Below are 21,591 nucleotides of genomic sequence, written 5' to 3'. Positions count from 1 at the left end.
CAATAAAATGTTAACTATTCCAATAAAATCCATTAAACTAACTATTTCGTGATTAATATCAGATGATGATTTAATACATTTATGGAGTTTTTTTCGTCGTTGTTTGAAACAATAGATAACGTAAAATTGACTGAAGCAATTAAATAGATCATATCAATATGTTAGAATTTTTAAAGCAACCCTGGCCCTGGTACGTCGCCGGTCCGCTAATTGGGTTAACCGTACCGGCACTTTTGATACTCGGCAATAAGTCGTTTGGCATCAGCGCTTCTTTAAGGCATATCTGTGCGGCCTGTCTGCCTGCGAACATCTCTTTTTTTAAATACGATTGGAAAAAAGAAGCATGGAATTTGTTTTTTGTATTTGGGATTTTAATAGGTGGTGCCATTGCGATGGGCATTCTTTCTAACCCAAATCCTGTTGTTGTTAACCCAAAACTGGCCACTGAGTTAGCAGGTTACGGCATTACCAATTATGATAACTTAATCCCACTAGACATTATGAATTGGCCAGCTTTACTTACGTTGAAAGGTTTTCTGCTTATGGTAGTTGGTGGATTTTTGGTGGGTTTTGGCACCCGGTATGCTGGTGGCTGTACCAGCGGACACGCCATTATGGGCTTGTCTAATTTGCAATGGCCATCATTAATAGCCACCATTTGTTTTATGATTGGCGGCTTCATTATGGCCAATTTAATTTTACCTCACATTTTAGCCCTCTAAAAATCATCATGGTACAACATAAAAACACAGATTTTGAAACCCAGACTTTAGATGCGGTGTGCGTAAACGAAGGTCAATTAACACCCAAATGGTACCACAACATCAAATACCTGGTTGTGGGGGTATTGTTCGGTATTGTCTTCGTTAAATCAGAAGTGGTAAGCTGGTTCCGGATCCAGGAGATGTTTCGCTTGCAATCGTTTCACATGTATGGCATTATTGGAAGTGCCATAGTGGTAGGGATGATCTCTGTTTGGCTGATCAAAAAATTCAATATTAAAACCATTTATGGTGAAAGTATCGAATTTCATCCGAAGACTTTCAATAAAGGCCAGGTATATGGCGGCTTGCTATTCGGCCTGGGCTGGGCAATTACAGGAGCCTGTCCGGGGCCACTTTTTGCACAAATTGGCACGGGTGCAACGGTTATTTTTGTTACACTTTTAAGTGCTATTGCAGGTACCTGGGTGTATGGACTACTCAGAGACAGGTTGCCGCATTAATTTATCTATGTGATAAGAAACAGGTTATTACTTATGTACATAATTGCCTAACCTTTCAATTCTTTATTGATGTAGATCTTCCTAAGTGTAAATCCCAAGCCGTTGCATTAGCTAAGTTTAGTAAAGAGATTTCACCAAGCTGATACAGGAAAATCCGAAACGGTTTATCGATGAGATCGCAGGTTAATGGCTTTGGCTAAACGGCTGCGGTTACCAGCTTTGGTTCAAATTACAACGTATTTATAAATGCGATTCTTGTATTATTTTTGAATAGTTAGCGATTTAACCAGAAAGAAGCCTGTCCGAAAAATCGAACAGGCCATTTTTAATTCACCTGTTGGGAAATGAAATCCTGCTGTCTGGATCCATCATGACTATCATGCCATACCGGTAATAAACTTTAATAAGAAACGAGCGTAGTAACGCTGGATGCCGCCAGGTTTATGCCAAAACTACCGCCTGATACAGCGAAGTTATTTGAGCTAAGATTGGCCGAGCTGGTTGTGAAATAGCGGTTAAATCCGCCCACTGTTATTCCAGAATAACTGAAAGTTTGATTGGTGACTGATGGATTTTGGTTTACAATAACCAATACTAGTTTTGTACCACTTTTATAAGCAGTAACATAAACACCTGTACTAGGGTTTGATGTACAGCTGATTTTGGTATATCCAGGGCGAACATACCTGGCGTAGTGTGCCATGATGTAGCCAACTTTTTGAATATTGCCGCTTTCACTGATTGGACCGTAACTTCTTCTGATGTACCACCATACATAAGCACTCCATCCGGAATTCATACAGTCGTGTATTTCTTTGGCAGCAGTCATGGCATTTGACCAGTCGTCTCCACTGATATTTGAATTGGTATAATGCTCCGTCATCCATACGGGTTTACCAACGTTGCCCAGGTTGTAAGGGGTCTTACCATATATATGTCCGCAAACGAAGCTGGTTTTAGATTTTGCTGTGGCATTGCTTAGGTAAGTGTTAATGTAGGTTTGATTCATCTGGAAGGGTTCAGGTGCCATAATCGGGGCACCACAATTGCTGCCCTGGGCAGCAACAAAGTCTGCTACTTCCGGAGCGGTGAGTTCCATAGATTCGTAATTAACTTTGTAATCTGGTTCATTTGTAGGACTAATCGCAGCAAGCCCGCCAACTGCGCTGTTAAATGCACTTAAATGTGCAGCATAATTTGCGTAAGATGCTGTTTTTATTTTGCCACCTACAATACTCCCATTGGTCTTCATTGATGCAGGTGCTGACCAGGCGGAGGCAATCGCTGAGCCGCCGAACGACTTGCAGGCATCTATGGTCGCTTTTTCAGCGGCAAATTCTGAACTGGAATTGGGAACCCGAACCCGGACGATGCTAAGTCCGATACCACTTGTAGGTGAGAACGCGGTATTTCTTTGAGTGCTTGTCAGGTCGCCCGTCCAGGCAACGATATTTGCTCCGCCAAAACCCTTGATGGTTTGTTGAACAGTTGAAGCATCAATTTGTGCTATGCCCTGAACCGCCAAAGCAGCTGTGGCTCCACCCAGGGAGTCAGGTTTCATAGCGGCTAATGTTTGCTGAGTTAATTTTGGATCTGAAGTGTTGATCTCGTTTTTAGAACAGCCCGCAAACAATAGCGCTGATGCGAGCGCGCATAATAGTGTTTTTTTCATAATTATTCGGTTAGATGTTTAATTGTCAATTTTAAGCAACCTGACGATTTTTAAATGCGTCAAATAGTTTTTTTTCAGGAAGAGATGTTGAAAAAAGCAATTATAACAGGTTTTATATTATGATTAGTTTTAATCCTGCAGCCGCTCAAAAAAGGCTTAGCATATAAACTATCCTGGCAATTATAAAGATCAGAAGTCTGATAAAAGCTGCAGTCAGTTGGGTTTTATAAACATGCTGCAGCTAATATTATGCTGGTGGTTAAATTTATCGGGGTTACTTTTTAGACTCAAAACCATACAAACCATTTTGGTAGAGGTATGATGCCATCTGGTAATTGGATATAGCCTCATTAATCAATTTCTGATCTGCTGGTATGGCTACAGCGCTTCCGGTAGTAAAATCGGGCTTGTAGGTACTTGCTTTTTTATTCGGATCGAGAATAACCAACGTATTGTTTTTAATGTAGCCCAGGCTTTGGTAGGTGCTTATAAATGCCCTTTCTTCGTTATCTTTCATTTTAAATACATCCTGACCGAAAAACTTACTGTCGTAAGTGAAATTCAGGTAACCCAAAATGGTTGGGCCAATATCAATCTGTGCGGTTAGTTTCTCGAATTTGCCTGGTGCAATATGCCCTGGACTATAAAAAATCATTGGGATATGGTATTTATCTACCGGTAATTCTACTTTACCTGCGCTCGAAGCACAGTGATCGGCTACAATTACGAATAGGGTGTTTGAAAACCAGGGTTTCTGTTTTGCTTCTCGTATAAACTTACCTATAGCGTAATCGGTGTATTTAACTGCGCCTTCTCTGCCGGTGTGTGATGGAATATCAATCCTTCCCCCGGGATAAGTGTATGGACGGTGGTTCGAAACCGTCATAATCTGTGCGAAGAAGGGTTTATTGTCTTTATAATCTTTATCCAGTTCGCGTAACGAAAGCGTAAATAAATCTTCATCGGCAACACCCCAGATATTTGAATAATGGATCTCTGAATCCTGAAGTGCACTTCTATCCGTTACCTGATAACCGTTGTTTGAAAAGAACTCATTCATATTATCGAAATATCCATAACCACCATAAATAAACCTGCTGTTGTAGCCTTTAGAACGAAATATGCTACCTAAAGTGAACAGGTTTTTATTATCAGGACGTTTAACGATCGATTGCCCAGGGGTAGGCGGGATGCAAAGTGAAAGTGCTTCCAAACCACGCACCGTGCGCGTTCCCGAAGCGTATAGATTGTTAAATAGCAAACCTTCTTTTGCCAGCGAATCCAGCTGTGGGGTGATGTGCTGTGTATTGCCAAAAGTACCTAAAAACTCAGCGCTTAAACTTTCTACACTGATCAGTACCACATTCATCTTATTCTCGGTACCCGAATTATTGATGGTTCTGGAGGTATTTTTAAATTTCCCCTCTGCAGTAGAATCTTGTTGCAATAAACGACTCAGAATAGCTTCTGCATTTTTAATCGGTAGTGTTTTATAGAAAGTATTATAATCCAGTTGATTGTTCCAGAAGGCAAATCCAAAATCGTACATGCCATTACCCGAAAGCTCATTTACATATTGATTTTTGCTGTAATATTTCCATTTATGGCTTACCCCAAAATAAGTAAGCACAGGCAGGCACAAAAGAATCAAGGCAATTATGGTTCGTTTGCCGAAACTGGTCTTATTGGTGGTAGATGTTGTGATAGATTTTCTTAAAAGATAAACGATTAGTGTCGTAATGATCACCAAACCTACCATAATGCTGTTGATCGGGTACGATTGACGGATATTCCCAATAACTTCTGTGGTATACACCAGGTAATCGACCGCGATAAAGTTATAACGGACCGAAAATTCTTCCCAGAAAAACCATTCTGAGATGGCATTGAAAATAAGGGTAAAAACAACAAAGAAAAAGTAGATGAACAACAATATCCTGTTGAATTTGCTGGTGTACCATTTGGAAGGGAGTATCCATAAGTAAATTACAATTGGAATTACCGCAAAAGACGCAGCCGCAAGGTCGTAAAATAGACCAACAACCAGAATTTTAAGGAGATTCAAGATCGACCAATCAACAGCAGATGCACTGTAAATTAATAGGGCCACTCTAGTAATCAATGAAATGCCGCACAATAGTGCGACAACTAAAAAGACTGGTCCAAACCTGTGGTTTAGTACCCTATTTGTTTTTTCTTTAATGCTCATAATTAATGATGGATCCAAAGCTTGAATTTTACTTGCCCGGTATTAAGTAATTTGGCGAAGGTAGTTTTCAATTCTGAAGAAATCCTGAAGGTTTGGTTAGGCTTAAAGGTATTATTAAAGTATTATACTTAATAATTTATTAATCTTATTTTAATCTGGGGTATGATCCAGGGAAATCGCTTTTAACATTTCTCTGATAATTCTTCTTCTTTCTGCGCATGCCTAAGCGTTATGTTTGGCACGGAAGCACGAAAAATACGGAAAGACTTTAATTTCCTCCGTGATTTCTGTGTTTCCGTGGCTAATTAATTTCTGCACATGTTTTAAAAGCAATTTCCCTTGGGTATGCTCAATTACCACGCTACTTTCTATTGTTAACTTATTCCTATAATACAGGCATAAAAGCGTAACCGTTACGATGGACTTTCGATGCACTTAAGCCGGGGTTTCGTCGGACTTATGACAATTGTATCCGAATAAAAGCCGGCTTAAGTCAGAAATAAATACAGCTTATTTGTTTATTAATCAGTAATTTACTATGTTGTATAGCCTAAGCTAATGCAATCATGGGAAAAATAGAAAACGGAATTAATGGCGGCTTCACCGGGACAGTAGGTGCCGTGACCGGTTATTACCTGAACGGGAAATGGGTCATCAGGAGCAAACGCAAAAAATCCATCACAAACAAAACCGGTAGTGCTGATCAAAAGGCCAGCAGATCCCGTTTTACCATGATGCAGACCTTCTTAAGCCCTATGGTTGGTTTTATAAGGATCGGCTTTAACCTGGAATCGAAAAAACGCATGATGACCGCCCATAATGTTGCAAAATCGTATAATATGCTAAATGCACAAAATATTGCCGGCGAAATCGACTATGCCTCGATACGTTTAAGCTTTGGAAATGCCAGCGGAGCCGAAGGTGTTCAACTGGAGCAGGATGATGCAGGCGTATATTTCAGCTGGATTGATAATTCAAATGGCAATAATACAAGGAAATATGATCAGGTAATGCTGATGGCGTATGATGTGGACAATAAAACGGCTGTATTCGAAACAGGCGGTGCCAGGCGATTTAAAGAAAGGGATACCCTGGCGCTACCCTCCTTTTATAAGGGCAGGACCTTCCATACCTGGATTGCTTTCATTGCAGACGATAGAATGGAAATATCGATGAGCAGCTATTGTGGCAGTTTCGTTTTTTAATAGTGGTAATAACCTGAGTTCGATTAATATTTACAGCAATTATCTGCTTTTTATCGTTCTAGGCTAGGCGTCACGTCATGCTGAATTTATTTTACAAGTAGAGATGATGTTTTCAATTGCCTTTTAGCAACTTCGTGGTCAGCATCTTATTTGCAGGAAAGACCCTGAAATGAATCCGATACCTATCGGATCAGGGTGACGACCCGTTTATGCAAAATGTTTATACAGAACAATAAATGAGCATTATTAATCGAACTGAGGTTAATAATTTAATTTATCTGTCAAATTAACACTCAAAACTAAGCCAGTCATAAGCCAGCCTGATGTTCGGTGGTAAGTCATTTGTGCGCCAACCCTTTGTGCAAATTCAATTGCCTCATTTAAGGTGAAATGAGAGATGTGCGGCTCTTTTTGCAAAGCATTTAATACCAATATCTTTGTTCCTTTTATTTTTTCAAAACCTTGCTCCGATATCGTTTAATTTACTGGAATGGTAATCGTATTTTTAATTTTCAGGTTTTAATGATTACTTTATGTTTAACGAAATAATTAACCAATGAAAATTTTAGTCATTGAGGATGAACAGGCTTTATTAGAAAGTATCCTTGCTTATTTTACAGGCGAGGGCAACATTTGCGAGCATGCTTCAGATTTTGCCGCTGCCAATGAAAAAATATCACTTTATAGCTATGATTGTATTCTTTTGGATCTAGGCTTGCCCGGTGGGGAAGGACTGGAACTGTTAACCAAGCTTAAACAACTAAAAAAAAGAGATGGAGTATTAATTATTTCTGCACGCCACTCTTTAGATGATAAATTGATGGGGCTGGATCTTGGTGCAGATGATTACTTGGTTAAGCCTTTTCATTTGTCAGAGCTTAAAGCGCGTGTAAGTGCTATTATCCGCAGAAAAAATTTTGACGGCAACAATATTATTCTTTTCAACGAGATAACCGTTGATGTTTCAGCAATGAAAATTACCGTTAAAGGCAATCAGGCATTCCTCACCAAAAAAGAGTTCGACCTGTTGGTGTATTTTCTTTCTAACCGTAATAAAGTGGTCACTAAAAATGCAATGGCCGAGCATCTTTGGGGCGATGAAATGGACCTGTCGGATGATTTCGACTTTATTTATACTCACGTTAAAAATCTCCGTAAAAAACTGCTCGAAGCCGGAGCAGCAGATTATCTTCGTTCTGTTTATGGGATAGGCTATAAATTTGGCGATATATGAAACTCTCCAACCGTTACAATAAGGCAAATATTTTAACCTCTATCTTTGTATTAATCATTACGGGCATTATTTACTACGTTGTAATCCATTTTATTTTAACCGAAAAATTAGATCGCGATTTAGCTGTTGAAGAAAATGAAATTAACCAGTATGTAAACACTTTCCATAAACTCCCTTTACCTGCAAGCTATCTCGATCAACAGATATCATATAAAACCCTAAACGGAATTAATTCAGAAAGAGAATTTCTAAATACCATTTATTTTAACCCGAAAGAACGTGAAAACGAACCTGGGCGGAGTCTCGTCACCGTTGTACATTTAGATGGTAAAACCATAGCGGTAACCATAACCAAATCGAGGGTAGAATCAGAAAACCTGATTAGGATCATTCTTTTAATAACACTCGGAATTACGGTTGTTTTGCTTTTATCCTTATTGCTGATTAACCGATTTGTACTGAACAGGCTTTGGCGTCCCTTTTATTCTATTTTGAGCCGGATGAAAGCTTTCGAAGTAACCCGAATGGATACTATTGAACAAGAGCCAACTAAAATTGATGAGTTTAACGAGCTTAATAAGTCTGTAAATGCCATGGCCGAAAGGGTAAGGCAAGACTATAAGGAACTAAAAAGTTTTACTGATAATGCCTCGCACGAAATGATGACTCCATTAGCCGTAATTAATTCTAAATTAGATTCTTTGCTGCAAACAGAGTCGTTTACCGAGCAGCAGGGCACATTATTGGAAGATATTTATCATGCCACGGGCAAATTATCAAGATTGCATCAATCGCTATTATTGTTGGCCAAAATTGAAAATAACCTGATTCCCGATTTTCAGCATATCGAACTTAAAGAAATAGTAGAGGCGAAGACTCGCCAGTTTCAAGAGTTATTGGAAAAAGACGGACTGATCCTGACAGAAGATCTTGCCCCGGTTGAGGTTAAAATGAGCCGTTACCTGGCAGATGTTCTGTTGAACAATCTTTTTAGTAATGCGGTACGGCATAATGTAAGTGGTGGGCACATTCATGTTAAACTTGATCAGAAGGGCTTAATCATTTCCAATTCCGGAAACCCAGGTCATCTGCAAACCAAAATCTTCGATCGCTTTTCTAAATCTTTAGATTCTGAAGGCATGGGGCTGGGGTTAGCCATAACCAAACAGATCTGTAACCTTTATGGCTTTTGCATCGGTTATCACGAAGAAAGTGGTGAACATGTTTTTACAGTCTATTTTGGTGGTTAATGTGTTCGTTTTTTACACATCGTCATGCTGAACCTGTTTCACTGTTGTCTGATAAAAATTTGATGTGGTGATGGGTGTTACCACCTGTCATTATCGAATTACTCATTACGAATCTGATTTAAAAAATAGTTTCGTTCACCCATATCTTCAGAATTTCTCCATAATTCGATCATATTTTTGATTAAAAGTTAAACTATGAAAAGGTTTTTAGGAATGCTGTTGATTATGGTAATTTATACCAGTCAAACTTATGCCAATGCCGTTATTCAGTCGATCCAAATTATAGATTCTGTTAAAAATGTTCCTGCAGATTCGTTAGGACGATGGTATGCTGGTAATCCGATCCCGAAAAGAAGGTTTCAGGCAACAGCATTTATTGCACCGGTTTTACTTGCCGGCTACGGTTTTGCAGCTGTTTATGATCATGGTGCGTTAAAACAACTGGATGTAAGTACCAGGGCAGAATTACAGGAAGATCATCCTTTATTTGCGGCCCATGTTGATGATTATCTTCAATTTGCACCTGCTGCTGCGGTGTACGCACTAAATTTATCAGGTATAAAAGGTAAACACAATTTGTTTGATGCTTCGATGTTATATGTTACATCAGCTGCAATTATGGGTATTTCTACCCATTTTGTGAAACAGGGCGTTGGTAGAGAACGGCCTGATGGATCGGGGACAAATTCTTTTCCTTCAGGGCATACCGCTTCTGCATTTATGGCTGCAGAATTTCTGCACCAGGAGTATAAAGATGTTAACCCATGGATAGGTTATGCTGGTTATTTTGTTGCAACGGCTACCGGAACATTGCGGATGTATAATAATAAACACTGGTTTAGTGATGTTGTGGCCGGTGCCGGATTTGGGATTGCTTCCACAAAGATATCTTATCTTGTATATCCATATATCAAAAGCCTTTTTACCACAAAAAAAGATGGGAATTTTACATTTATGCCCTTCCACCAACAAGGTAGCACGGGTTTAATGCTTTCGGGCAGATTTTAATATTGTTCAATATTTTTTGAATTGAAATCATCCAAAAATGAATATAAAGTTGAAATGCCTGATTCTATGCTTGATTACTTTTTGGGTGACTGGTGCTGTGGCGCAAACGGTCTCAAAAAATCTCGATTATTATTTAAAACAAGCTGAATTTACAAGTCCGGTACTTAAGGATTTGCAGAACCAACAACGTTCGGCTGGGATAGATAGTTTAATTGTTCGGGCTACCGGAGGTCCACAGGTTACGGCCAGTTCTGCAGGAATGTATGCGCCAATTGTTCGTAGTTATGGTTATGATGAAGTGCTTACCAATGGACAGGCGTTAGAAGCACTACTTAATGTGAATTATGATCTGCTGAACAAGAAACGTATCAATAACCAGCTTGAGGCCATTAAAATCCAAAACGATTCCATTAAATATGCCGGACAACTGTCACTGTATGATTTGCAAAGATCTATTGCCGATCAGTATATTTTGGCCTATGCCAGCCAAGAACAGGTAGGTTTTAATAGGGAAGTGGTTACGCTGCTCGAACAAGAAGAAGCACTGTTTAAAAAATTAACAAGAAGCAATATTTATAAACAATCAGAATATTTAACTTTTCTGGTTACGCTACAACAACAACAGTTGGTAGTAAAACAGGCCGAACTACAGTTTAAAAATGATTATGCCACATTAAACTATCTGGCGGGCATTACTGATACCACACAGGTTAAGTTAGCTGATCCCCAATTGCAGGTCGCCAGCACCTCAATTGATCATAGCTTTTTTAATAAACGTTTTGATATAGACAGTTTAAAAAACATCAATCAAAAAAACGCGATCAACTTTAACTATAAACCCAAACTTGGAGTGTATGCAAATGGGGGTTATAATTCTTCATTTGTTTTGCAGCCCTATAAAAATTTTGGTGCAAGTATTGGCTTTACTTTTTCAGTTCCCATTTACGATGGTCATCAGAAAAAAATGGAGTACAATAAGCTCCGTCTTTCTTCTAAAACCATATCTGGTTACCGCGATTTTTTTGTTCGACAACAGCAACAGCAGCTAAACCTGATCCGTCAACAGATTAACCAGACTGATGCGCTTTTTCCAAAAATTAACGAGCAGATCCGTTTTAGCAAGGGTTTGATCGAGGTAGATAGCAAATTGATGCATACTGGCGATTTAAAAGTGGCCGATTTTGTTATTGCGATCAACAACTATATGTCCGCTCAAAATTTATTGCGCCAAACGAATATTAACCGTTTAAAACTGATCAATCAATTTAATTACTGGAACCGATAACCATGAATAGCTATCTAAAATTAATGTATAGTGGTATTGCCACTCTGTTTGTTTTTTCGGGATGTAATCATTCTGCCCCGGCAGAAGCAGTAGATGAGCCCTCGCCAATTACACCGGTTCAGGTGACAACTGTTCGAGATAGTTCTCTTTCTGAATATGTAGCGCTTTCGGCGGTTTCGGCCTATCTGGAGAAAAGTTTTGTGAAAGCAAACATCAATGGTTATGTAGAGAGTACCCAGGTTGTATTGGGCAAGCAGGTGGGCAGCCATCAATTGTTGTTTAGTTTAATCACCAAAGAAGCAAAATCTATTGGCAATAGCGTAAATAAACTCGATGCCGGGTTTAAATTTTCTGGTATTTCCAATATCAGGGCCGATCAAGCCGGAACAATTATCCAGGTAAATCATCAAAAGGGGGATTATGTGCAGGATGGAGAAGCTTTGGCTACCATCAGCAACCGCAATAGCCTGGTTTTTCTGCTCGATCTGCCTTACGAATATCATCAGCTGATCACTCAGAATAGAAGCTTAGATATCCTCTTACCGGACGGAACCAAAATAACCGGAACCGTTTCAGGAACAATGCCTGCTGTCGATTCATCGGCACAGACCCAACGTTATATCCTTAAAGTGGGGCGAGGTAAAGATATGCCCGAAGGTTTGATTGCGAAAGTGAGGTTGACGAAAGTAAAACATCTACAGGCCCAGGTATTGCCAAAATCGGCGGTATTGGCCAACGAAACCGAAGATGAGTTTTGGGTGATGAAACTCATCAACGATTCAACAGCAGTAAAGATCAACGTGAAAAAAGGCATCGAAAACCAAAATACAATAGAAGTGCTCGATCCTAAATTTTCAAAAACAGACCGGATCATTACAGCTGGAAACTATGGAATAGCTGATACCGCCAAAGTTAAAATCCAGAAATAGCCCATGAACAAGTTTTTCATTTCCCATAAAAACCCAATCCTGGCAGTATTGCTTATTATACTGGTTGGTGGAGTATATGCTTTCAGTGAGCTAAAAACAGGGCTTTTTCCAGAAATTACTTTTCCAAAGATTAAGATTATTGCCGATGCAGAATTACAGCCGGTTGATAAGATGGTGGTTACCGTAACACGGCCTTTAGAAAATGCGGTAAAACAAGTGCCCGATCTTCAGTTGGTTAGGAGTACCACCAGTAGGGGCAGTTGCGAACTTTCTGCATTTATGAACCCCGGTGCCGATATCGATCTAAGTCAGCAGCGGATAGAATCGCAGATTGCCAAAATTAGCGCTTCATTGCCAGCTGGGGTTAATATTTCGGTAGAGAAGATGAATCCGTCTATCCTTCCGGTAAGTGGCTACAGCTTAGAAAGTCACAATTATTCGTCTGTTGAACTGAAAAAAATTGCCACCTATACCGTAAAACCCTTTCTTTCGCAAGTTGATGGCGTTTCTGAGATCCGGGTAATTGGCGGCAAAAGCAAAGAATACTGGCTGGAGCTTGATGTACAGAAAATGCAGACACTAGGTATCGCCCCAGATCAGATCAGCAATGCACTCAGCCAAACCAATTTTATAAAATCTAACGGCTACCTCACCGATCACAATTATCTCTACCTATCTGTAACCGATGCTACTGTAAAAAACAAAAGCGATCTGGAAAATCTGGTATTGAGCAGAAAGGGCAACCGGAATATTAAGGTAATGGATGTTGCCAAGGTAAATATTCAGCAAAGTGTAGAATATACCCGCATCAATGCTAACGGAAAAGATGGAATCCTGATTGCAGTAATCAAACAACCTAATGCCAACCTGGTCGATCTTTCTAACGAAATGTTTACCAAAGTAGAACAATTGAAACGCATTCTACCAGCTGGTGTAAGCATTAAACCTTATTATGTACAGGCCGATTTTGTAAACGAATCGGTAAAAAGTGTAGGCGATAGCTTATTAATTGGTTTGGCATTGGCCATTTTGGTGGCTATTATTTTTCTAAGATCGTTCAAGGCAAGCATTACCATTTTAATTACCATCCCGGTTACACTTTGTTTAACCATAATTGTGCTCTATTTTATTGGGTATTCGCTCAATATCATGACCCTTGGTGCCATTGCTGCGGCCATAGGATTAATTATAGATGATGCTATAGTGGTGGTAGAGCAGATCCACCGCTCACATGAAGAACACCCCGAAGAGCTTAGCATGAGGTTATTGAGCAAGGCGGTGACTTATCTTTTTCCGGCCATGCTGGGTTCTTCTATCAGTACCATTGTGATATTCGTTCCCTTTGTACTGATGACGGGTGTTGCAGGTTCTTATTTTCAGGTGATGACCAATACCATGATCATTACCCTGGTCTGCTCGTTCTTTGTTACCTGGATTGGTTTACCTGTGATTTATCTTTTGCTTACCCGCAAAGGAGGTAGCTACGCATCATCGGGCAAAAAAGTAGTGGTAAATGAGGTTAAATCGCAAAACTGGGTGCGCTATTTTATACAAAGACCTTATATCTCGATCATGTTTATGTTCGGGTTGATTGTATCGATTGTGCTCGTTTTCCCACGTTTAGAAACCGGGTTCCTCCCCGAAATGGACGAAGGGAGTATTGTATTGGATTATGCTTCGCCTCCAGGTACTTCGCTCGAAGAAACCGATAGAATGCTTAAAGAAGTAGAAAAGGAAATTGTTAAAATTCCAGATGTTCAGGCGTATTCGCGAAGAACAGGAACGCAGATGGGCTTTTTTATTACGGAACCCAATACCGGCGATTACCTGATCCAGCTGAAACATAACAGAACAAAAAGCACCGAACAGGTGATCTCTGAAATACGTTCACATATCGAAAATACACAACCTGCATTGGTAATTGATTTCGGGCAGGTAATTGGCGATATGCTGGGCGATTTAATGAGTTCTACACAGCCAATCGAGGTGAAAATTTTTGGCAACGACCAGGAAAAACTACAGGGTTTATCTAAAAAGGTAGCCGATCTGGTTTCGCATGTAGGTGGTACAGCCGATGTGTTTGACGGCATTGTACGCTCAGGGCCAACAGTAAATATCCAGCCCAATTTTACTATGCTGGCGCAATATGGTGTTAGTCCGGTGTCCTTTCAATCGCAGCTTCAAACCGCCATGCAGGGAACCTTAATTGGCAATTTATACGATAAACAACAGCTTTCGCCCATTCGTATGGTTTATCCCGGAAGCAGAACTTTTAGCGTGGCCGATATCAACAAGCTTAAAATTTTCTTACCCGATGGAACAGCAGTGCCCATTCAGCAAATGGCGAAGGTTGATCTTAAAGCTGGAATTGCCGAAGTAGCAAGAGAAAACCTGCAAACCATTGGGGTAGTTACCTCAAGGCTCGATAACCGGGATCTTGGAAGTGTAATGAAAGATCTTCAGAAAGCCGTAAATACTAACGTAAACCTGCCGTCAGGTTATCATATCGAATATGGCGGTGCATATAAAGAACAGCAGCAATCGTTCTCCGAACTGCTCACCATTCTTATCGCATCGAGTTTGTTGGTGTTTAGTGTAATCTTATTTCTATTTAAAGATTTTAAAATTGCCTTTCTCATTTTATTAATCTCGGTGCTGGGCATTTCCGGGAGTTATTTGGCCTTGTTTTTAACCCATACCCCCTTAAACGTAGGAAGTTACACAGGGTTAATTATGATTGTGGGCATCATTGGCGAGAATGCCATATTTACTTTTTTACAGTTTAAAGAATCCCTTGCCAAACAAAGTGTTGATGATGCCATAACCTTTGCTATTTCTACCCGGTTACGACCAAAATTAATGACCGCACTTGGGGCAATTATCGCCTTAATGCCTTTGGCTTTAGGCATCGGAGCTGGTGCACAGCTGCATCAACCATTGGCCATTGCTGTTATTGGTGGTTTTATAGTAGCCATGCCTTTATTGCTCATTGCTTTGCCAAGCTTGATCAGGGGAATTTATAAATAGTAAAGAGAAACATACGCCTCCTAATTTTGGAGGGGTAGGGGGCAATTAGTTTATGCATTTTCATTTGAAAACGAACGTTTATACCTCCGTGGATGCTGAAGCCCCGTTATGCATTTCAATCTTTTTATTGCAAATTTTACACGAATGGAAGGTGATTATGTTTATGCAATAAAAAGGATTTCCATTACTACCGGGTTTATTGCTGAATGGCGCTGTGGTATTTAGTACCACTTTATTTATAATAGTTGATGAGAAAGTTGTGGGCGTATCCAACTCCCCTCCTTATTTTCAAGGAGGGGCTGGGGGTGGTCTGCAATTAGTTCGTGCATTTTTTTGTCTTAAAATGAACATACATACCTCCGTGGGTGTTGCAGCCCCGTTATGCATTTCAATCTTTTTATTGCAAATTTTACACGAATAGAAGGTGATTATGTTCATGCAATAAAAAGGATTTCCATTACTACCGGGTTTATTGCTGAATGGGGCTGTGGTATTTAGTACCACTTTATTTATAATAGTTGATGTTGATTTTATCAGAAAGTTGTGGGCGTATCATCCAACTCCCCTCCTTATTTTCAAGGAGGGGCTGGGGGTGGTCTGCAATTAATTCGTGCATTTTTTTGTCTGAAAATGAACATGCATACCTCCGTGGATGCTGAAGCCCCGTTATGCATTTCAATCTTTTTATTGCAAATTTTACACGAATGGAAGGTGATTATGTTCATGCAATAAAAAGGATTTCCATTACTACCGGGTTTAAGAACAGAGTGCAGTTCCTGGATAAAAAGGAAGCTATTATGTCCTTTGCATCATTCCCGTGTATGCGGAAATCTTAATGGAAGCAATAAAATAAAAGCACAACAGGAAAATAAAGTGTGTTGGAAATGGAATTTTATTTACTAATATTTTTAGTAATTTTGTTGTAAGATTGAGTTATGAAACTAAAAGGCTCAAGATTGCATAACAAAACTAAAATTATTATGAAAGAGTTAATTGAACTAATAAAACGCTATTTGTTGAAAGAGGCTGCAACTTTAAATCAAATTACTGATAAACCAAGAAAACCTAAGAAGAAGTAACACCCGAAGAATTTTTAGAGCTTGAAGAGAGAATTACAGATGGCGAACCTAAGCAATTGGAGCGTCTGCAGATTAAAGATCCTATGGAAGGGATTAACGCTGCCTATGAACAGTTTCAGTCGTTAAAGGATAGGATGGATGTGTTTGCGAAGAAAGTTATTGAATATTACAAACTTGAAAAGGATAGATTCCAATGATCATATGCATATGTGGGGTTTTTATTAAATTTGATTTTATCAAGCTGATGGATAAATGAAGCTAGGATAAAAATTTACTTAATGATATTGCAGCGTGCTTTGTAAAGTGTAATTTAAAGTTGGTTAACTACTATTTATAAAACTGAACAGATTTTAATCAAAGCTAAGTTTAATTTAAAATAAGAAAAATATGGAAGAAGTAAGCTTAACTTCGGATGAGAAAGAATTCGATTATGCATTTAAGTTTAAAGGTGGAATTAGAAAGGATTTTGAAGCGCCGATGGTCTTAAAAGGGGTCCAAAATGTGATTGATGTTTTAAGAAAATTAAAACCGGTTCTTCCAGAAGTTAATATTAATATCGTGAATGATACTACTTTTGGCGCATATGCAACTAAGGTGGATATGAAATATTTTATCGGAATAAATTATGGAACATATATGCTTTTGTTTGCACTCTTTTGCAGGATGTTGGGAAATAAAGCTATATTATCTAATGTTGGGAACTTTATCAATGAAGTTGATCAAGAAAAATTATTTAATATTCACATCCTTGATATTAATCTTTTGGCAGCGATTTCGGAACCAGTTATTCCTGTAGACAGTACAAGGAAAGCACTTGCTTCTTGGTTAGCCAATAAAGCGTTGCACACCATAACGATACATGAGTATGCACATATTATAAATGGGCATTGTGATCTTATGTTGAATATTAATAGTAATGGTATAATAACTGAAAATTTACGGCATAATTCTATTGTTTCATCTGAAGATATGATGTTGAGCCAAACTCTTGAATTTGATGCAGATGCTTATTCTACACTAAAAGGTTTAACGTTGTTAAATATAGAGTGGAATCAAAAGGCTTTTGTAGATGAGCTCAATAGCGTATTCAAATCCTTTTATGATATGCTTTATATGTGGTCTTTTGCTAATTACTCGATTTGGAAGTTATTTGGAGTTGGTAATTACGATCTTGATAGGCTAAGTACCTATTCACACCCGCCACCAAGTATAAGGCAAAGATTAGCTTTAGATCTCATATCTACTATTTACCTAGACTCAAACAAATGTGATGAAGTAGTTGGTGCATGCCTAAATGCTGCTTTTGAAGCGGATCGATCATTTGAAAAATTATCACAAACAGTAGAAACTTTAGAAGGCTGGAAGATGAATCAAGATCCTAGGTGTGAAGAACATATGAAAAGTTTAAGGGAAAATTGGAAAAATGTAAGGCCATTATTAGTGACTTACTCCATCAATGGCCTGGCACCAATACAAGAATAATGTCAATATCAAGCATTTGAAGGATATATTATTGATCTATTAATATAAGTTGTTAATATTTTTCTTATCTTTATAGTGCAACCAACGTTGGAGAAATCCAGCCATTTTAATTATTTATTATAAGCCCAGGCATACTGGTGAAAGTCTAGCATCACTTCGGTTTTCCGACGTTGGTTGCAGTGACCTGGGCGCGTATTTAACTTTTTTCAAAATGCAACCAACGAAAAATCAAATTGCTTTAGCTGAGCTTAAGTTCAGTTATCAAGCGCTCAAACGGCCTTTAGAAGTAAGTAAGGCTAAGTTTTCTTTTAAATTTTTAAAACGTATCAGCGGTAAACCATTGTCCAATCATGAAAACGAACGGTATGTGTTATTTGTAAATGAAAAACGGCATGTTTTTTCTTGGTACAAATTTCAAGACTTTGGGAAAGCGGGTAACTATATACAACAAGTAATAGGTTTAGCACTAGCGTGTAATGCTTATGGTATAGTCATTTTGAAATACAATAACGAAAGACCTCTTTTTATAGATTCTGTTGATGAACTCTTTGTAAGCACTTGTTTTGATACCTGCGAAAAAGTGAAAATTGATATTATAGATTATATAATTTGTAACCCGAAAACATATTTGAGTTATAGAAAACAATACCTTAAAGATTAAAATACAAGGGTTGTTTCAATTAAATCGAAACAGCCCTTGTATAAAATTAGATGCCAAATAAATGTGCTCTTTTCGTTTTACTATAAATGGACCAATGACTCAGTTTATAAGCTAATTTATAATCATAAATTATAAATTTCTGGAATTTATAGAGAACAAAAGAAAACTTTTGCAGTGTTGTTCTTAATAATAATTTCCCAAAATCAATTCTTATTCTATTATCATTAAAGGAAGTTGGACTAAGATTGATCATATCTTAACCATTCTTGTGCATTTGCAGGCTCTAATCTAGATATCAATTTCTTCTGTAATTTAACTGTTTACAGTAATAACTGAAAGCATTAACAAGAGGTTAAGGCAAAGGTTTAGTTTTGTCAAAATAAAGCAGCTATATAAAATTAGTCAATCGTTTGCGCTGATATTTATGTTGTAATGCTCATTTGCTTGTTCTACTTTTAAAAATACAAAACCAAAAAAACACAAATGGAACGTAGAGAATTTATCAAAAATGGTGCATTTACGGCTGCGGGTTTAACCATCCTGCCAACCGGAAGTTTATTTGCATCATCAGACAGTGGAAAAGTAAGATTAGGTTATATTGGGGTAGGTGCACGTGGCATGAGCCATATTTCTGAAGGTGCATTAAGAGATGATGTAGAAATTGTTGCGATTTGCGATACCCAGGAGAGCTCACTTAAGATCTGTCGTAATTTTATTGCCAAAAAAGGCAGGCCTGCAGCAACAGAATATACAGGAGGCTTAGATGCTTATAAAAAACTTTTAGACCATAAAGATATTGATGCCGTAATTATAGCAACGCCGTGGCAGTTTCACCGCGACCAGGCGGTTAATGCCATGAAAGCAGGTAAATATGTGGGCTGCGAAGTAATTGCTGGTTTAACAGTACAGGATCACTGGGATATTGTAAATACTTCTGAAAAAACAGGCATGCCTTACATGACTTTAGAGAACGTTTGCTACCGTAGAGATGTAATGGCGGCTTTAAATATGGTTAGGCAAGGCCTTTTCGGCGAATTGGTGCACCTTGAGGGTGGCTATCAACATAACTTAAGAAATGTACTGTTTAATAACGGTAAAGATTATTATGGCGGTGGGGTAGAGTACGGACCTAAAGCACTAAGCGAGGCACAATGGCGTACGCAGTTTAACATCGATCAGGATGGTGATTTATATCCAACCCACGGTGTTGGCCCCTTAATGCAATATGCTAACATTAACAGGGGAAATAGTTTTATTAGCCTGGTATCCTTCAGTTCTAAAGCCAAAGGATTGGCCGCTTATGTAGAAGAAATGTCTCCCGGCCACCCTAATGCTAAAATTAATTATAAAAATGGCGATGTAACGACTACCATGATCAACTGTGCAAATGGCGAAACCGTTTTGTTAAGCCACGATACACACTTGCCACGTCCATATTCGATCGGTTTCAGGGTGCAGGGAACAAAAGGTCTTTGGATGGATGTAAATAAATCAGTATACATCGACCATAAATCAAAGAAAGATGATGTATGGGATCCTGCTCAGGAGTGGTTTGCCAAATATGATCACCCGCTTTGGAAAAAATATGAAGCAGAAGCTGTAGGCGCCGGTCACGGTGGCATGGACTGGTTTGTATTTAATGGATTTATCCAGGCGGTAAAACAGAAAAAGCAAACACCAATTGACGTCTATGATTCAGTTACGATGAGTGTAATCACACCATTATCCACCAAATCTTTAAAAGAAGGAAATATGCCACAGAAATTCCCTGATTTTACGAAAGGAAAATGGAAGGATCGAAAAAATACTTTCGCTTTAGATGATAGCGGTTTTTAGTTCCGTTTGGGCTAATGCCCAATGTCATTAAGTTAAGACATTCGGTACAAGTAAAAATAATTTAACCACAGATAGGAAGAATGCACACTGATAGGGAAATCCGTGTTTATTTGTGCTCATCTGTGGTTAAAAACGCTTAATTTAATGATATTAGGTAATGCCATATCCCTTACCCGCATAATTTAATAAGCAACTTAATCCAGGGGTTATTGTTATTAATTCCTGGAACAATTTTCATTCAAATAGACTACCATCTTATGTTTCAAGCAGTATTAGGTGCTTATGGACTTAACGCAGAAAAATTTAAAATTGAACCTTTCGGCTCGGGCTTAATTAACCATACCTGGAAAGTTTACAGTGAAAAATTAGCCTATATCTTGCAAGAGGTGAATACAGCGGTTTTTCGCCAGCCACAAAATATTGCTCAAAATATTAAGACCATAAAAAAATATCTTGATCAAACAGCGCCTGAATATCTGTTTGTTGCCCCAATAACCGCGGCAAATGGAGATGATTTTGTAGTGATTGCTGATCATTTTTACAGGATTTTTCCATTTGTAGAAAATTCTTGCTCGATCGATTTTGTACACCAACCTGAACAGGCTTATCATGCTGCCAGGCAGTTTGGTAAATTTACCCGGATGCTTAGTGCCTTTAATGTACAAAAATTAAAGCCCACCATAGAAGATTTTCATAACCTGCCTTTACGCGTAGAACAATTTAAAACAGCATTAGCAAAAGCTGGCGACGAAAGGATTAGTGAGGCAAAGTTTGCCATCGAAGAAATTATCAGACATTACGATATAGAAGAACAGTTTGTACATATGGTAGATAGCGGCATACTTAATTTGCGTGTAATACACCACGATACCAAAATTAGCAACGTATTGCTACAGGCCGAAACCGGCGTGGGTTTATGCGTAATTGATTTGGACACCGTAATGCCGGGATACTTTATCAGCGATGTGGGAGATATGATGCGCACCTATCTCTCTGAAGCCAATGAAGAAGAAAAGGATTTTAGCAAAATAATCATCAGGGCAGATGTTTTTGCCGCAATACATAAAGGTTACATGGAAGAAATGGACCAGGTTTTGGCTTTTACCGAAAAACAATTCTTTATTTATTCAGGTAAATTTATGATTTATATGCAGGCGGTAAGGTTTATAACGGATTTTTTGAACGGCGACATTTACTATAAAACGAATTATCCTAAACACAACCTGTTGAGGGGCTTAAATCAGATCGATTTACTAAATAAGTACATGGCCAAAGAACCGGAATTTGAAGGAATTATTAAGAAGATTAATGATTTTCATGGGTAGCAAAATGGAGAAATCTGTTATTTCAATTCTAAATTTTTTTTATTGAAAACTAACTTTAAGTATTGAAAGATTTCTAGAGAAAGATCGTCATTGCGAGTAACCATCAGGTCAGTGGCCTGAAAAAAATAGGAATGACGTCCTATATACGCTTTCTAACGTATTAG

Annotated in this window: 15 protein-coding genes and 1 pseudogene; 13 read left to right on the top strand and 3 right to left on the bottom strand. The window is 38.5% G+C overall.

Translation table 11 applies throughout. The features are described from left to right. The first annotated feature begins 158 nt into the window (after nt 1-158). Together IM793_RS17055 and IM793_RS17050 are read left to right on the top strand one after the other, a co-directional pair. Complete coding sequence (locus tag IM793_RS17055) at nt 159-722, top strand: YeeE/YedE family protein (protein ID WP_193423418.1); 564 nt, start codon at nt 159-161, stop codon at nt 720-722. Between the two features lie 8 nt (nt 723-730). Further along, nucleotides 731-1,225: a DUF6691 family protein gene (locus tag IM793_RS17050; RefSeq protein ID WP_193423416.1), complete on the top strand. Its 495-nt coding sequence runs from the start codon at nt 731-733 to the stop codon at nt 1,223-1,225. Between the two features lie 400 nt (nt 1,226-1,625). Here IM793_RS17050 and IM793_RS17045 read toward each other — a convergent pair whose 3' ends face one another. Beyond that, nucleotides 1,626-2,897 (bottom strand): xylanase, encoded by a 1,272-nt coding sequence (locus IM793_RS17045; RefSeq protein ID WP_193423414.1) that lies wholly within the window; start codon nt 2,895-2,897, stop codon nt 1,626-1,628. 274 nt (nt 2,898-3,171) lie between these two features. Continuing rightward, nucleotides 3,172-5,106 carry an LTA synthase family protein gene (locus IM793_RS17040; RefSeq protein WP_193423412.1) on the bottom strand — a complete coding sequence of 645 codons (1,935 nt, stop codon included), beginning with the start codon at nt 5,104-5,106 and terminating at the stop codon, nt 3,172-3,174. Between the two features lie 566 nt (nt 5,107-5,672). Between IM793_RS17040 and IM793_RS17035 the strand changes: the two genes are divergently transcribed. After that, nucleotides 5,673-6,311 (top strand): DUF6266 family protein, encoded by a 639-nt coding sequence (locus tag IM793_RS17035; protein WP_193423410.1) that lies wholly within the window; start codon nt 5,673-5,675, stop codon nt 6,309-6,311. 333 nt (nt 6,312-6,644) lie between these two features. Here the strand turns inward: IM793_RS17035 and IM793_RS24845 are convergent. Then, nucleotides 6,645-6,788: pseudogene (locus tag IM793_RS24845) on the bottom strand (MBL fold metallo-hydrolase); the annotation flags it as partial. Nucleotides 6,789-6,867: 79 nt separating this feature from the next. Here IM793_RS24845 and IM793_RS17030 point away from each other — a divergent pair. The 10 genes from IM793_RS17030 (at nt 6,868) to IM793_RS16985 (ending at nt 21,427) form a co-directional block, all read left to right on the top strand. Continuing rightward, entirely contained in the window at nt 6,868-7,545 is a 678-nt protein-coding gene (locus tag IM793_RS17030; RefSeq protein ID WP_193423408.1) for a response regulator transcription factor, read from the top strand. Then, nucleotides 7,542-8,795, top strand: a complete 1,254-nt coding sequence (locus IM793_RS17025) for a HAMP domain-containing sensor histidine kinase (protein ID WP_193423406.1) — start codon at nt 7,542-7,544, stop codon at nt 8,793-8,795. Before IM793_RS17030 ends, IM793_RS17025 begins: the two co-directional genes overlap by 4 nt. 195 nt (nt 8,796-8,990) lie before the next feature. Beyond that, on the top strand, nt 8,991-9,803 hold the full coding sequence (locus IM793_RS17020; protein ID WP_227256296.1) for a phosphatase PAP2 family protein: 813 nt from the start codon (nt 8,991-8,993) through the stop codon (nt 9,801-9,803). Nucleotides 9,804-9,840: 37 nt separating this feature from the next. Next, complete coding sequence (locus IM793_RS17015) at nt 9,841-11,088, top strand: TolC family protein (protein WP_193423404.1); 1,248 nt, start codon at nt 9,841-9,843, stop codon at nt 11,086-11,088. A 2-nt stretch (nt 11,089-11,090) separates the two neighbouring features. After that, a complete protein-coding gene (locus tag IM793_RS17010; protein WP_193423402.1) occupies nt 11,091-12,017 on the top strand; it encodes an efflux RND transporter periplasmic adaptor subunit in 927 nt (308 codons plus the stop codon). A 3-nt stretch (nt 12,018-12,020) separates the two neighbouring features. Further along, a complete protein-coding gene (locus IM793_RS17005) occupies nt 12,021-15,044 on the top strand; it encodes an efflux RND transporter permease subunit (RefSeq protein WP_193423400.1) in 3,024 nt (1,007 codons plus the stop codon). A gap of 1,466 nt (nt 15,045-16,510) precedes the next feature. Continuing rightward, the gene (locus tag IM793_RS17000; protein WP_193423398.1) at nt 16,511-17,605 is read left to right on the top strand and encodes a hypothetical protein; all 1,095 of its coding nucleotides are present in this window, start codon (nt 16,511-16,513) and stop codon (nt 17,603-17,605) included. A 211-nt stretch (nt 17,606-17,816) separates the two neighbouring features. Beyond that, nucleotides 17,817-18,266: a JAB domain-containing protein gene (locus IM793_RS16995; RefSeq protein ID WP_193423396.1), complete on the top strand. Its 450-nt coding sequence runs from the start codon at nt 17,817-17,819 to the stop codon at nt 18,264-18,266. 483 nt (nt 18,267-18,749) lie between these two features. Beyond that, nucleotides 18,750-20,102 (top strand): Gfo/Idh/MocA family protein, encoded by a 1,353-nt coding sequence (locus IM793_RS16990; RefSeq protein WP_193423394.1) that lies wholly within the window; start codon nt 18,750-18,752, stop codon nt 20,100-20,102. A 257-nt stretch (nt 20,103-20,359) separates the two neighbouring features. After that, nucleotides 20,360-21,427, top strand: a complete 1,068-nt coding sequence (locus IM793_RS16985) for a phosphotransferase enzyme family protein (RefSeq protein WP_193423392.1) — start codon at nt 20,360-20,362, stop codon at nt 21,425-21,427. Nucleotides 21,428-21,591 lie beyond the last annotated feature (164 nt).

The organism is Pedobacter sp. MR2016-19, from assembly GCF_014947265.1.
Lineage (GTDB): Bacteria > Bacteroidota > Bacteroidia > Sphingobacteriales > Sphingobacteriaceae > Pedobacter.
This window is presented reverse-complemented; position numbering and strand designations above follow the sequence as displayed.